Source organism: Flavobacterium gilvum, assembly GCF_001761465.1.
In the GTDB taxonomy this organism is placed as follows: Bacteria; Bacteroidota; Bacteroidia; order Flavobacteriales; family Flavobacteriaceae; genus Flavobacterium; species Flavobacterium gilvum.
The window spans coordinates 2,608,775-2,622,149 of the sequence record NZ_CP017479.1 but is presented as its reverse complement, the minus strand read 5'-3'; the positions used below and the strand labels follow the sequence as shown (position 1 = coordinate 2,622,149).

At 36.3% G+C, this 13,375-nt stretch carries 10 protein-coding genes; 1 reads left to right on the top strand and 9 read right to left on the bottom strand.

What is annotated here, in order from left to right; genetic code table 11:
* Nucleotides 1–104 precede the first annotated feature (104 nt).
* From EM308_RS18365 to EM308_RS10905, 6 genes are all read right to left on the bottom strand, one after another.
* Nucleotides 105–3,359 carry a T9SS type B sorting domain-containing protein gene (locus EM308_RS18365; protein WP_051877894.1) on the bottom strand — a complete coding sequence of 1,085 codons (3,255 nt, stop codon included), beginning with the start codon at nucleotides 3,357–3,359 and terminating at the stop codon, nucleotides 105–107.
* A gap of 951 nt (nucleotides 3,360–4,310) precedes the next feature.
* Entirely contained in the window at nucleotides 4,311–5,234 is a 924-nt protein-coding gene (locus EM308_RS10925) for a HipA domain-containing protein (protein ID WP_035640250.1), read from the bottom strand.
* On the bottom strand, nucleotides 5,227–5,541 hold the full coding sequence (locus EM308_RS10920; protein ID WP_035640251.1) for a HipA N-terminal domain-containing protein: 315 nt from the start codon (nucleotides 5,539–5,541) through the stop codon (nucleotides 5,227–5,229). Before EM308_RS10920 ends, EM308_RS10925 begins: the two co-directional genes overlap by 8 nt.
* Before the next feature lie 3 nt (nucleotides 5,542–5,544).
* On the bottom strand, nucleotides 5,545–5,754 hold the full coding sequence (locus tag EM308_RS10915) for a helix-turn-helix domain-containing protein (protein ID WP_051877895.1): 210 nt from the start codon (nucleotides 5,752–5,754) through the stop codon (nucleotides 5,545–5,547).
* 588 nt (nucleotides 5,755–6,342) lie between these two features.
* Nucleotides 6,343–7,296 carry an ISAon1 family transposase gene (locus EM308_RS10910; protein ID WP_197516509.1) on the bottom strand — a complete coding sequence of 318 codons (954 nt, stop codon included), beginning with the start codon at nucleotides 7,294–7,296 and terminating at the stop codon, nucleotides 6,343–6,345.
* 10 nt (nucleotides 7,297–7,306) lie between these two features.
* Entirely contained in the window at nucleotides 7,307–7,672 is a 366-nt protein-coding gene (locus EM308_RS10905) for an ISAon1 family transposase N-terminal region protein (protein ID WP_070261923.1), read from the bottom strand.
* A gap of 70 nt (nucleotides 7,673–7,742) precedes the next feature.
* Here EM308_RS10905 and EM308_RS10900 point away from each other — a divergent pair, with 70 nt between their 5' ends.
* Complete coding sequence (locus EM308_RS10900; protein ID WP_083273907.1) at nucleotides 7,743–8,348, top strand: Fic family protein; 606 nt, start codon at nucleotides 7,743–7,745, stop codon at nucleotides 8,346–8,348.
* A gap of 270 nt (nucleotides 8,349–8,618) precedes the next feature.
* On the opposite strand, the gene EM308_RS10895 is transcribed toward EM308_RS10900, so the two are convergent.
* From EM308_RS10895 to EM308_RS10885, 3 genes are all read right to left on the bottom strand, one after another.
* Complete coding sequence (locus EM308_RS10895) at nucleotides 8,619–9,626, bottom strand: family 43 glycosylhydrolase (RefSeq protein ID WP_083273906.1); 1,008 nt, start codon at nucleotides 9,624–9,626, stop codon at nucleotides 8,619–8,621.
* A 77-nt stretch (nucleotides 9,627–9,703) separates the two neighbouring features.
* On the bottom strand, nucleotides 9,704–9,976 hold the full coding sequence (locus EM308_RS10890) for a GntR family transcriptional regulator (RefSeq protein ID WP_197056142.1): 273 nt from the start codon (nucleotides 9,974–9,976) through the stop codon (nucleotides 9,704–9,706).
* An 87-nt stretch (nucleotides 9,977–10,063) separates the two neighbouring features.
* A complete protein-coding gene (locus EM308_RS10885; protein ID WP_035639047.1) occupies nucleotides 10,064–13,357 on the bottom strand; it encodes a glycosyl hydrolase in 3,294 nt (1,097 codons plus the stop codon).
* Nucleotides 13,358–13,375 lie beyond the last annotated feature (18 nt).

Sequence of the window (13,375 nt, the reverse complement as noted above, 5' to 3'; positions counted from 1 at the left end):
TGGATCCACTTCAAAAACTGCTATTGATATAACAGATTCAATCTAAACGATTCAATAAATACAAATCTAGCACCTAATTTATTTTGTACAACACTAATTTTTTTCTATCGCTTCAAAGCAAAATGTCCTTTAAAAACTCTTCCATCTTGTAACTGAATTGAATACCAATAATCCGTGGCCGGCATTTGATGTCCCATGTAGGTTCCGTCCCAGCCATCACCCATTGAATCAGTTTCTTTTATCAATTTTCCGTAACGGTCAAAAATTCGAACTGATGTTTTTGAATTGAAAACATTATTTACCCCTTTTATATTCCATGTATCATTGTATCCATCTTGATTGGGAGTGAAATAATTCGGAATACCTAAAATGGCCACTTCTTGAGGCACAATGCCACAGCCATTCAAATCTTTGACAAAAATGGTATGAATACCTGCTGGAACATTCGTAAAAATATTGCTGCTTTGATAATCACTATTTTCACTATCAAGCGAAAAAACATAGTCACCGGTTCCGGTAGCAAAAACAGTTATGCTATTTTCCGAAGACAAATCAACAATATCCACTTTTACAGTCGCTTTGTCGGATGCATTTACGGTGATGGTCCTTGTTGCAGAACAACCTGCACTGCTGGTTGATTTTACCTTGTAAATCCCTTTTTCATTGACGGTCAAATCATAATTTGTTTCGTTTGCTATTGAATTTCCGTCCATAGTCCAGACATAAGTGAAATTGGCTTTTTGGGTCTCGTCCACTAATCCAGCATTGATTGTTTTGGTAAAAGTTGGTAAATTACTGCATACCAGTTCATTCCCAGTTAATTGAATTTTTGGAATAGGTTCAACTGTTAATGTAATATGGCTTCCCAATCCCAAGCAATCATTATTTAACCGGCTATCGACTCGAACGTAAATATTTTGGGTGTTTGGATATCCTATGTTTCTATAATTTGAAACATCAATGATAGCATTTTTCTCTGCCAGAGCATCGGCGACATTCCTATAATAAGTTATGTCCAATTGTTGTCCAGCAGGAAATATATTCTGAATTTGATTGGTTACCCGACTAAAATCAAATGAGGCAATTCCATCCGTATTGGTTCCGGAAATTTCATCATCACATTGCGTAAAATTTCTTTTAAAAGTCAACGGAATTTGGGTGGTTGAAACAATGAGATTCAGTTGTCCAACTCTGAAACAGCCAGTGCCATTGGTTACCCGTATAAATACTTTGTCAATACTGACACTTTGATTGGTATAGTTTGTTGGATTTAGAATGGGATTGGTGTTGTTTTGTGCTTCCAAAGCCGTTTTAAAAAAAGTAATGTTTTCAACAGACGCATTTGCAGTTATTTTGTTAATCGCTTCTTCCAAATTAAAAACACTGAATCCGTCAATATCGTCATCACATTGCTTTAGGTTAACCTCATTTGCTATAATAGGTAAAGCCAAAACTTCAATTTTGAAGGAAGTGGTGGCAGTACAATTTAGATTGTCTTTGTTAACCTCTTTTACATATATGGTTTCGATTGGATTGGTATTTTGATAAGCTGCTGGAGTCAAAATAGGCTGAGTTAGACCCGCATCTTTGTAATACGAAATCAAAAATTGGGTAGCTGATTGACCATTAAGAATATTAGTTGCTTTTTGAGTTAAATCGAAAGCAACTTTACCATCATTATCTGTTCCAACACTGCTATTATCACAAATCGTTAAATTGGAAATACTTGTATTTGGTTTTGGTGTATCAAAGACATCAATAGAAAATGTTGTTGTGCTTTTGCACTCCCCATTAACTTTGTTGAAAACTTCGGCAATGATCGTTTCTTGTTGATAGGGAACTTTATTGATGTAATTGTTTGGAGATAGAACAGCTACTTTATTCGCATAGTCCGTAACATTGGCAAAATACTTTATGGTGTAAATATTAGGATCTTGTCCGTTAAGTATAGCCATGTTTTGTGTGGTTAAATCGAAGTTATAAAGTCCATCATTATTGGCATCACAAGACAAAATATCCTGTGGTTTTGTTGCTATGGGAGTTGGAGAAATAGTAATATCTCTATTTTTTGTATTTGTGCCGGAAGCACTCGTTGCCAAAACGGATACAGTATAAGTCCCGGTGTTTGCGTAAGTATGTGTTGGGTTTATATCATTGGATGTACTCCCGTCACCAAAATTCCAAACGGTAGATGTTACGGTTTGACCCGTATTTAGGGTAAATTCTGTAGTTTGGGAAAGACACAAATTTTTACATCCTATTTCAAAATTGAAGATTAAAGATGATACAAAAGTGGGTAAACTTCCCCAGTTATAACGTCCCCCTAAATCAACAGCATCCCAATTAAGGTCACATGTCGCACCTAAAAGATTTGGATTGTTAATGACACCTATTTTTAGATCATTAAATTGAGCTATATAAATTTTTCCATTGGAACCAAGCTGCAAACTACCCGGTATTATTGAATTTGGAACTATTGTTGTATAAGCAGTCCCAACAATATCCATTGTATTTAAATCATACTGAATTACTTTATGATCTTGATTACCACCAATTATTGAATGATACAAAACTTCACTATTAGGTGAAAATTCAGCCGAACCACCGTTGGGACCATTCCATAAAACTTTGTCATTTGAAATCAATCCTGTTCTAGTATCGAAATTACATAATTCCAAATTGAGGTTGCCACAAATTGCTAATTTAGAACCATCAGGAGAAATTTTCATATTTAATATTCTATTATCGATAGTACCTGCATTGGATTGTACAGGAATCGAACTCAAACCCGAAGAAGTCAGCAAATAGCTATAAAAAACATTACTATTCTTATCATGCATAACCACCCAATAATCAGTATTATTAGCATGTTTTACTACAGCCATAGCATGATCATAAGGAGTATTAACCAATATATCTTTTTCGGAAGTAACTGCTCCAAGACCTCCATTAAGACTCATATCAACAACAGAATACCTAAAATCATTTACACTTCCTGCAAACGCTGAACTACCTGCTACAAAAATATAAAATAAGTTTGTGGTTCCGGGTTTTGGCACTATAGTTACAGCATCTACTCCAAACCAATTAGCAAATAAATCTGTTCCGTTTTGCATCACTTGATGGTTTTTATTCCAGACAGTAACACCATCAGTATAAAACAAAAAATTACCGTCTTTGTCTGCCAAAACTGCAGAAACCCCCTCTGTAATCATTTGACCATCTGTTAGGGCGACAACGCTACCGTCAGGTTTAAACTTTAGTCCAGCCTTATTCCCAAAATACCAAACACTAGCTTCTTGTTGCGAGAATGTAAGTGTCGTAAATAATAATAGCAAAAAAAATAATTTATGTTTCATATAAACCTGAATTGCATTAATAATTTAGGTTGAAAACAGTTCAGGAAAAAGGGAATATTTAAAATATTTTAAATATTTATCAATTTAGTATTTAAGCAGATACTACATTGAAATACAGCACTATAAATTTACGGATGTTTTTCTATTGTTAATGAATTTTGTAAGGATATTTACAAAGCTACGTCACCATTGAAAGCTTTCGGAGCCGAAACTTTAAAACTGGCTTTCAATCCCTTAAAACAGATGGCCTTTACTGTAAATCCTTTGTGAATCCATTTGATTTAAACTTTATTTCAATGCGAAACGGATCAAAAGGGCAGCTAAGATAGTCGCCGGGTGCTGCATGCGCATAATGGCTCCGCTGCCGCTCCACCACCCTTCGGGACTTATAGCACTCCGCATCCGCTAATCGGACACTGAATTCTTGCTTTCTTTTTTTCGTTTTTCGTTTTGAAAAATAATTTGCAAAGCGAAGTGGAGCAAGCCACTACAGAAGCGGAAAACGGGAATATCACTAAATGTCAACCTTAAATTTTAATCATTATGAACATCATCGGACTATTGACCAAAAATGCACAAGTGCGCACAACAGCACAAAACAAACAAGTGGTCTCTCTCCTGTCGTTCACTTTGTTCCGTTGGGCTCTTCCAGTCGGTCGTCGGCAGAAAAAGCCTCTTCCCTCCATTCCACAGTCCACTCGTCAGCATAGCGTCTGCCAGCCCCAAAAAAAAGCAGGCCACCACAACGCTTCCTCGACCTCATCTTCACACGCTCTCTTCCTGCGTTCGACGAGGCTACTACATCCACAATACAGCTTCATTTCGTTACGTTCCGCGGGCTACACTCTCCTACATTTACGAGCATTTATGCCTGTCTCCCTAGTAGTTTTGGCGGTTGTAATATCACTTAAATTTACAATTTTATCTCGAAAAGAAAGAAATAGTAATCAATCAAAATCTTCCCAATCGCTCTGACAAAAGCCTTAGATACTTTTCTTTCATCTCATCGGATAAAAAAGAAATTTCGATTAACTCGTTCCATTTTTCAACATTTTCAAACATTTTTTTTAATGTCTGATCGATAACTTTATCACTTAACCCTAACCTTTCTTTCCCAAAATAATCAATCAAATCACCTGCTTTGAAATTACTTTTCTTTCCTTTTAATGATAAAGCCATTTCTTCCTGAGGATTTTTTATTGCAATCGAAGAATTCAGAAAATCATAAACAGGTGTTAAGGTCGTTTTTCCAGATTTTGTTATCAAAGAAAAGTTTTTCAGGTGCATGTCTTCGTTGCCTGTGATAAAGCAGAATAATGTTCTCTTAAAAAATTCCGCTTTCTCGATTGAGGGAAATGTACAGAAATCATCAATAACCTTTACAATCTTTTCCATTGTAAAATTATATTTGGTATCCCTTGAGCTTCCTGTTAGCTGCGCAAAATCTTCCGTAGCATATTTTTTTCCTTTCCCGTATCGGTCAAACCTTTTTATAAAATAGGATTTAGAATTGTCTTTGGAATAAACCAGCCCATGAAACGGAACATCGATACCGTAAACTTTTGCCATGCGCATGGTCAGATCTTCATTCTCGGGCAATTCCGGAAATATGTCACTTTGGGGTTTGATTATAAAATTCCCAAACTGATCTACGATTTCAAATTGCTGGTTTTTAACAGACAAGATAGCACTTAACTTAGGCTGAACGCCCTGAATAGATAATCTAGTCGCTCTATTAGCCGCTTCTTGCCGCTGCTCTGAAGCTGAAAAAGGAAGATTTTCAAAAGATGTCAATTTGGGAGACAGTAGCTTCAATCCCTCGCTGCTGTATAAATCTTCCCCACAAGGTTGGTAAGTAATAGGACATCTATTCATGACTTGAAGCTTTAACCGTTACAGCTCCCACTAAATCATTTCCTGCGGCAACAAGCTGCGAAAAGTAATCTTTCTTATCTATCTTATTTATCTTTAAAAGCCCCTCCAACATTATTCCTTCCGGGAGCAGTCCTTCAAAAAATGGAGGAAAAGTCAAAAAAGAATAATTTCTTTGGGTAACGGGCATAGTAAGCGAAACAGGTTCCAAAGAATATTCTTCATCATATGCAAATACATATCCTCCGTTTTCTTCCTCCATGAGCTCCCCTGCCCTGACATCATGGACATAAATAACTGCTTTTCTCATCACCTATTTTTTTAATGGACTTATAAATTGAACCTCTATATTCAAAACATTTAGGATTGCCTTTAGACTATCCCATCTAACGGATTCCTTATTTTTTTCAATATCAAATACGGTCGTTTTGCCTATACCCGCTAAATCCGCTAATTCGAGCTGAGTAAGTCCGGTAGCTTTACGATGCTCTTTAATAAATTGACCTAAATTAAAACCACTCATAATTACTGTTTAAGCGGTAAATATAATCATTTTTAATTACTATTTACTCAAAAACAAAATTTTATATCAATTTTACTGCTTAGACGGTAAAAAATAAAAAAAAGAATTGAAAATAAAGAAAATTATAAATAATCAACACAAATTACCGCCAAAACAGTAATTCATAAAATATTGAAGTCTTACGATCATAATGCGGTAAATAAACAACGATAGTACCGCAAAATTGCGGCGATTAATATCTCTAGAAAAATTTTTCTTAGAAAGAAACAACATTACTGAATTATTTTTTTCTATATTTACTTAATATATATATTTCATTTTAAAAATTTGAGTTACCCTATTGGTGTACCTGTTCTTATAAAAACGTGTCAAACCCTATGTATACTGGGCTTAAAATTCAGGTAAAGGAGCCTCTTTCTCCGCTGAATTAAAACCCTAACAACTGAACATCAGTGAGTTAGGGTTTTTCTTTTTAAATTCTAGTCCACATTTAGTCCACAATCTGTTTTTTTCGGGATCAGGTGCAAAAGTTGGGGATTAAGCAAAAAGAATTAGGGATCAATCCCAAAACCTGTGGGGAAGTAAAATTTATGCATAGATATTGGTTAGCCTGAAAAGGAAGAATCCAATGTTTCTAACCCCTCTAAATTGAGATCTAAACGCTTTTATTTTTGCATTAAAAGATTCAGCTGAAGCATTGGTACTTCTGTTATCAAAATAATTCAAGATTGTTTGATAGTGATTCTCTATTGATCGTGAGATTGTGTTAAAGGATTTAAATCCGGATTGATTTACTTTCTCGTGCCATTTAGCCAATCTTGAGAGTCCAATAATTTTATTCTGTGTATTCTCGAAGATGTTTCTTAAGTCTTGAGCTAATTCATATGCTTTTTGGATTTCAGGATATAAATCGAACAATATTATAGCTCTAATTATTTGGCTTTTTGACCATTTAGACTTGTTTTTGTTGAGAAAGTGCCGGCTTCTGGCTAATAATTGCTTATTGGTATCTCCATTTGATAACATTTGAGATTCGTACTTAATTTTACTGCTTTTAGCCTTCTCAATAGCTTCGTTTTCTAGGTCTATCGCTTGCCAACGGTATTTTACTCTGATTTCTTGTAAAGCGTCTAGTGCTAGTTTTTGAACATGGAAACGGTCGGTGACTTGAATTGCATTTGGAAAACATTTCTTGGCTATTAATCCCATATTTGCTGCCATATCCAAAGTAATTTCTTTGACTTGCTTGCGCTGTTTGATTGGGATTTGTTCAATGAAAGATATTACCGTTTCCGCTTTAGTTCCAGCAATCATAGCAACTATGGTTCCTTTTCTTCCTTTAGCCGCTTTGTTGGTTACAACGGTATATAGTTCGCCATTGGAGAGGGAAGTTTCATCTATTGACAAGCGTTTGCCTATATTTTGGGGAAAGAGAAGCCATTTTTCCGCATGTTTGAGTTGATCCCAAGCTTTGAAATTACTTAAAAACTCTTTGTATTGATATTGTAAATTTCTACCTGAAACTCCATAGAAAGAGGCAATGGCATTACAATCATTTGGTTTGGAATCTATTGATCTCTTTTAAAAAAGACGCAAACTCTTGTGTTACTCGAGTGCCGTCCGCTACTAAACTCCAATCTCTAAACGCCACTTTTCCAGTGTCTTGGTTAAGCCATCTTCTGCGAGTGATATGCAAATACACTTGGTGTCCTCGGATAGGAAAATCCTGCACCGTTATCTCATCAAAGAATCCTTTTGAACTTAATTTAGACGCCCTGTATTCTTTAGGAACTGAATTAATCTCTCTAAGGTACAGATGAAGTATCTCATCTCCTTTTTCATAAGAAGTAAGTTCAAAATAATCTACAATTATTTCAGGTAATAACAATTTAAGTAAGTCGATAAAGGAATCTTGCATTGGCATATAATATGAAATGACAAATGTCTAGATTTTTAAATTTCTCCACAACTTTTCGTCTTGATCCAGAATTAGGGAAAAACTAAAAAATTTAGAAGACTTCATTCATGCCGAAGATACTATAGATCCATTAGTAAAAATGGCTATCATTCATTATCAGTTTGAAGCCATTCACCCACTCTTTGATGGAAATGGGCGTACTGGAAGAATCATCTTATTACTATACCTCAAAATGACAGGCTTATTGGATCTGCCGGCATTGTTTTTAAGTAATTACATCATCCAACATAAAGCCGAGTATTATACCAATTTAAGAAAAGTAACCGAAGCAGGAAATTGGCAGGATTGGATTATGTACATACTTGATATGGTGGAGAAAACTGCTTTAAAAGGCAGAACCCAAATATCTGAAATAGAAAATTTGATGAATACTATGGCCTCAGAAATACAGCAAAAATTGCCAAAAATATATTCAAAAGATTTATTGGAAGAACTTTTTCGATTGCCGTATACAAAAAGAAACCAATTAGAAAAAGCAGGTCTGGGAAATATAAAAACAGTGGGGAATTACCTCAAAGAATTAGAAAATCAAGGTTTCATAAAAAGCGAACAACTAGGCAAAGAAAAACTATATCTCAATTTCAGATTATTAGAAATTTTAAAAGAGAAAATCTAACACATAAAATTGAAAAGATAAAGCATCACGATCCTGTAATTATAAAAAACAGGCTTTTACAGCCTGTTTTTTTTAGAAACCTATTTTAAATTTACAATTATTACACTAAAATCAAAACTTTGAGATTAAATTAATACTCATAAGGAGAATTGGATTTCAATGATATTATCAATTGGAATTTGATGACAAAACCTGATAGGCCAAATGCATCACAATTTTTACCTGCCTCTATTAAAATATACTCCTAGGAAAAAAACTATAAAACGTTTATTAATCCTTCTTCAAAATGGTAGTCTCACCAGTTTTTATATCAATTTTCCATGGTGTTGGCGCTGGCAACCAAAGCTTTCCATCTTCAATTTGCAATGGCATCCATAAATAGCGGGAATCCCATTGAGTATCCGGTTTCCAAATATCACCTGTAAATAATACTGTTGTTTTCTTGGAACCAACCACTTTTATCAGCATGGACGATTGAGAGCCGTAGGTTTTTGTTTCTAGAGTGGCAATATCTTTAAATTCTGTCCAAGGCCCTTCCAGCGAAGTAGCAGTTGCATATTTATTGGGATTAGGTTTCCATCCCGTAAGACCTGAGCCCAAGCAATAATACAACCCTTTGTAATTTACAATAGCCCCTCCTTCTATACGGGCTTTGATAAGTGACATATTCTTTTCAACATCCATATAATCATCTGAAAGTCGGGCGATACGAAAACCTCCACTCGGACGATCCTCAAAAATGATGTAGGCTGTACCATCGTCGTCAATAAATTGACCAATATCACGACTTTCAAAACCCAAAGGTTTAAAACGTTTCACATACGTGAAAGGCCCGGTTGGATTATCACTCACGGCTATACCCATATTTGCCAGTTTGTAGTTGACATCAATGTGCAAATACATAACGTATTTATTCGTTTTTTTGTTAAAGTAGACTTTTGGTCTTTCCAATACCCAATTGGAAGCAAGAGAGTCGGGAGCAGTCATTTTCAAAACATTCCCTTTAAATTTCCAGTTTGTTAAATCTTTGGATGCATAACAACTTACATAGCGATATTGAGGATCAAGATCCTTTGCTCTACTTTCACCATACCAGTAATAGATATCTTTAATTTTAGTAATTCCGCCACCATGCGCCTGTATATGATTGCCATCTGTATCTGGCCAAATTTCCCCCGGATGAATACCCTTTTGCTTTTGTGCCGACACACTTGTGCATACAGTCGCTAAAAAAAGCGTAAGAAAGATATGTGTGTTTTTTAATAAAATATTCTTCATGTTTTATTTTTTGTATAATTGCAAAATATTTTTTGTTACGACTATTCTTATTTAGCTCGATATTAAAAAGATACTCATCAAAAAACGGGTATATTATCCGACACATAGTACCCTTTTCCAAAAACTGGAAAAACTAAATTACGTTGTCGCAATATTTTATAAGCTTTTCCAACAGTATCTTTAGATATAGAACAAGAGTTACTAAGTTCTGTAATGGAAGGTATTCGTTGCCCTTTTTTTATTTTTCCATTTATAATATCATTCGAAATACATTGTTCAATCTGGTTGTATTTAGGAACACTTGAATCATTGTCAATATTAACAATAATATTTGTGACGCTTTTTGTCATTTTTTTTATCATTATCTTTTTATTACTATTTTCAAGACTATATTTATTACTTCTGTAAAATAAAATATTGCTAATAAAATACAACGTCTACTTTATTCGCTGTACAATCAACACTTTATCCATGATACCCGAAGGAACTAAACGATCTTTAGCAGATGCAATTTCAGGATAAGCATAGGTAAAACGTTCCGATTGAGGTAGGGAAGCATCTCCAACCATTCGATTATTTAATGAATTTACAACTTGAATTTCAAGTGTGTTTTCTCCTTTTTGTATATAAGATGTTATATCAGCTTCCCATGGACTGCACCATACGGTCGAGACTTCTTTGCCATTTATCAATACACGGGCAATAGAACCCAATTGAGGGAAACGAAGCAAAACTTGTTCTCCTGATTCAGCTTTATCTAACTGAATTATTTTTCGATATACTGCTGTTCCGGAATAGTACTTGATTCGCTTATCAGTATTCTCAATCCAGTCTGTTAAATCAGCAAAAGTAACTTCGCCGGGGCCGCCCCATTTTGGATCAAAAAAGACTTTCCATTCCCCTTCTATCGAAGCCACTTTTTCTTTTGTTCCATCCAATCTTGGTGGAAGAGCTTCCGAAGTTCCGCTGGAAGTAACAATAAATCCAGATTCGTTAGGTTGCAAGACAACATTTAGCAAAAGTCCCTCTTTTCCAGATGAGATAACAGGCAGATCATATTGCTTTCCGGTTACAGGATCCCAATATTCAGCTTTAGTGGCAGTGGCGCGAAAACGAATCTTGTCATCAAAAACATTTTTGCTGTGATTATTTAAAAAGTAAATATCTGTATCACCTAAGTTGCGATGTGCAAAATAAATCTTGTCTGTGGGTATGTTTCCACTTTTAAAACCAGCATCGGGCATGATGTTTTGTTTTGATAATGCTTCCGAAAGAGGCATTCCCCAATACACTTTACCTTTTCCATATGTTTTTGTTCCTGATTGCCCTGTCCCCCAAAGTTGATTGACTAAATCCTGATACTCCTTTGCGAAAGTGGCATCATTTAAAGAGGCTGAAAAACTAGGACGTGAACCATAAACAGGCACTCCATCTTTCACTAATTTTGTAATCTGGCGCAAAGCAGCCAATGAAATATCCGCCTTTGTTTCAAGAATCAGTATTTGATAACTCACCCCATCAGGAAGTACAATATGACCATCTTTTGCTGACATCCTATTAAGTAATCCATCTTCTGTAGTTACATCAAAATCAAAACCTTCCGGAATTTCCGGCAAGCGGTAAGCCAATAGTTTCAGTGGCGCATTTTCTCCCATGTAAATACAAAGATCAGCCACCGATTTTCCATTTCTCATCAATCCCGCACATCTTGCCTGATAATCCCAAAATGGACGGCTGTAATTCCAATAGGTATTATTTCTGTTCAGTACATATTGTCTGCCTCCTCCTGTACTTCCCGGTATTTTGTCCAGCCATGGCTGATAGGCCGAAGCACAAACAACAAATTCCTGTGAACCAAAAGCATAAGCATAATCTGCCACATTCTTAGCATCGGCCAATGATTGGCTAAATCGCAGATCCGTGAAAGCTTCTGCCGATGCAATTGGCTTTCCGTAAATATGGGCTGCAGAAGAAGCTTCCTTCACATCATAACCTCCATGCGTTTGATAGGCCCAAAATTCACCCTGAGGTTTCTCTACACGCCCTTTGGCCTTGAAGTTATCTGCTGCAATAGTAATTCCACAGCCAACTGCTTGAGCTGTGAAAGCAACACCTGCTTGTCTGCATAAACTATCTAATGTGCCAAAATATTCATCAGAAACCAGATCAGAAAGGGTAAGTCGCATATCATATAGGAATCCACTGGTTTCTTCTTTTGAGCCAACGATGTAGCCTGCTAACGCGGGAAGATATTTGTGTATATCGTAACCGCGATACTTTTTGAATTTTGTTTCATATCCTGCCGTCCAGTTTTGAGAACCGGCTTCGTGACTGTCCATATGAAGACCTGTTAACGGGATTCCAACTTTCTTTAGAGAATCGGACATTACTTTAAAGTAACTGTTCCATTGCACTTTGGTGGCTTCGGCCGAAAGTTTATCACTCTCTAATCCAATCAAATTAGGACGCCCATGCTTTGTTTTCACTCCTATAGGAACACGGGCGAATCGCATAATTACCCATTTTCCGGAAGGTACATTCCAGTCCAACTTGCCATTTTTATCCATTTTGGCTGTCAAATCCACTATTTTTTTTGGGTCAATGATGGCAGATTTGGAATAATTGGGAGTCAAATCTTTTTCAATATACTCCGAATTTAACGCTGCCTTTTCTTCCCATTGATCCATTTTTGCCTGCGATGAAAGAACTACATTACCAAATGGCATGTCCTGTCCTCTATCTTTTGGGTTGTTCCAGTCGTGCAGATTCAATCTAAAATATTTCCCTTTAACGGCCGGAAAAGAGATTGTTCTTTGATTCCAGGATGGAGACTCGTACATGGGCTTCAAGTCGCAAACTTTGGTATAATTAATCCCGTCATTTGAAACTTCCAACTGCCCTAAGTCAGGTAGTTTTACGTAACCATAGCCATAGAAATCTTCCGACGGTGGCCCTGGCATATTCATCGCCCCTGTTCTTGATTTACCTCTTGCCCGAACACGATAGGTGATGCTTCGTGCCGTAAAAGAACTATTGAATTCTAGATTGATAAATACTGACGCTCCTTGTTTTTGAGTCGGGATACTGATAAGGTTATTATCCTTTGGAAAAACTATTGCCTTAGCATTCAATTCGGTTATATTGCTGGACACCTTGGGAAGTTGATTCAGACTTGTTTCCCAATTTCCTTCCGGAACTGGAAAGGCCATAACGGCCACATCGCGCACAATCCCCGATTTGCTTTTCCCAACAGGAAAAGGAAGTTTAGCATTAAAACGCTGACCTCCATTAACCACGGTATCGGCGGCATCAAGGCGCTGCATACTCAAATCTTCTGTAATCCATGGGCCACCGGAAACATATCCGTTAGATAGGTGCGTTTCAAATGTTAATCCCAAGCGTTTTGCTTCGGAAGCGGCAAAGCGGAACATATCCCACCATTCTTTTGAGAATGCTGCCAAAGCATGTTCTCCCTTGCCATGTTGTTGATCGTAATAAACCACTCCGCCAACACCCTCACGTTTAAATGCTTCTAAGTCGGCGGTGATGCCTTCACGTGTAGTTTCTGTTTCGCCATGAAACCACCAAAGTTTGGTACGGGCATTATCCCACCCCTTCGAAAAATCATCCCTGATTTGTTTTAAAGGGGTTTTATCTGTTTGGGCGAAACCAGCTAAAGAATAAAAAGCGGTCATGCAGCTTAACCCAATAGTATAAAATTGTTTTTTCATTTATTTATTTTTTTTAAT

Excerpts from the sequence above, each read along its gene's own strand:
- EM308_RS18365 (WP_051877894.1), bottom strand. The coding sequence starts at position 3,359 with ATGAAACATAAATTATTTTTTTTGCTATTATTATTTACGACACTTACA.
- EM308_RS10925 (WP_035640250.1), bottom strand. The coding sequence starts at position 5,234 with ATGAATAGATGTCCTATTACTTACCAACCTTGTGGGGAAGATTTATAC.
- EM308_RS10920 (WP_035640251.1), bottom strand. The coding sequence starts at position 5,541 with ATGAGAAAAGCAGTTATTTATGTCCATGATGTCAGGGCAGGGGAGCTC.
- EM308_RS10915 (WP_051877895.1), bottom strand. The coding sequence starts at position 5,754 with ATGAGTGGTTTTAATTTAGGTCAATTTATTAAAGAGCATCGTAAAGCT.
- EM308_RS10905 (WP_070261923.1), bottom strand. The coding sequence starts at position 7,672 with ATGCAAGATTCCTTTATCGACTTACTTAAATTGTTATTACCTGAAATA.
- EM308_RS10895 (WP_083273906.1), bottom strand. The coding sequence starts at position 9,626 with ATGAAGAATATTTTATTAAAAAACACACATATCTTTCTTACGCTTTTT.
- EM308_RS10890 (WP_197056142.1), bottom strand. The coding sequence starts at position 9,976 with ATGACAAAAAGCGTCACAAATATTATTGTTAATATTGACAATGATTCA.
- EM308_RS10885 (WP_035639047.1), bottom strand. The coding sequence starts at position 13,357 with ATGAAAAAACAATTTTATACTATTGGGTTAAGCTGCATGACCGCTTTT.